Here is a 791-nt window from a genome sequence, read left to right as displayed (position 1 = left end):
CGCAAACTCCTTGCCATTATCGGACGTAATCGTCTTAACGTGTAGTCTCACTGGAGTTAGCATAACCACCATCGCATCCGCGACCAGATGAGCACTCTTTTTAGTCACTCGCTTCATCTTAACCAAACCTGTCTTTCGCTCTACCACTGTCACGATAGCTTGTTTGTGGTTTTGACCAATGATGGTGTCCGCTTCCCAATCACCGATGCGGGATCGCTCTTTTACTACATGAGGGCGCTCATGAATTGAGACCCTGTCATTAATACGCCCACGAGTCTCAGTGGTAAGCCTTTGACGATAGGGTTTGGCTTTGCGTCTTAAATATTGCCATAGCGTGCCACCTTGCCTCTTATCAGTCCATAAGTAACGATAGATACTCGTGTGACTGACTCCACTATGAACGCCTGCTATTTGCTCAGGACTCCACTGCAGTTTAAGCTTAGTCACGACCCAGTCCCAGACGTTTAAAATGATGGTGAAGGCATTATTTGCTCGCCTCGCTTTAGCGGTGTTGTCTGCATGCTTTGCTCGGTAGCCTCGTAGGCTTTTATTGCGTCTAAGCTCTCTTGATATGGTGCTGGGACTTCTGCCTAACGCCCCTGCTATAAATTTAATACTATGTTGTGCCCCTCTAAGGGCATAAATCTGATATCGTTCCTCTAGGCTTAGATGTGTATAGCTCATGGTTGCAATCTCACTTTGGCGGTGGATAGTAGCTTTGATGCTAGCGCATCTAGGCCTCTTTTTCACCTGCTCTTTGATATTGCACTTCATGTGTTAATCTAAGATAT

At 46.3% G+C, this 791-nt stretch carries 1 protein-coding gene; it reads right to left on the bottom strand.

Annotated elements, in window-relative coordinates; all coding sequences use genetic code 11:
- A partial coding sequence (locus EI162_RS14370; RefSeq protein ID WP_192524972.1) for an IS30 family transposase occupies positions 1 to 684 on the bottom strand: 684 nt, incomplete at its 3' end.
- Positions 685 to 791 lie beyond the last annotated feature (107 nt).

The organism is Psychrobacter sp. FME6, assembly GCF_014861365.1.
In the GTDB taxonomy this organism is placed as follows: domain Bacteria; phylum Pseudomonadota; class Gammaproteobacteria; order Pseudomonadales; family Moraxellaceae; genus Psychrobacter.
The sequence above is the reverse complement of the archived record's forward strand: the minus strand, read 5'-3'. Positions and strand labels throughout refer to the sequence as shown.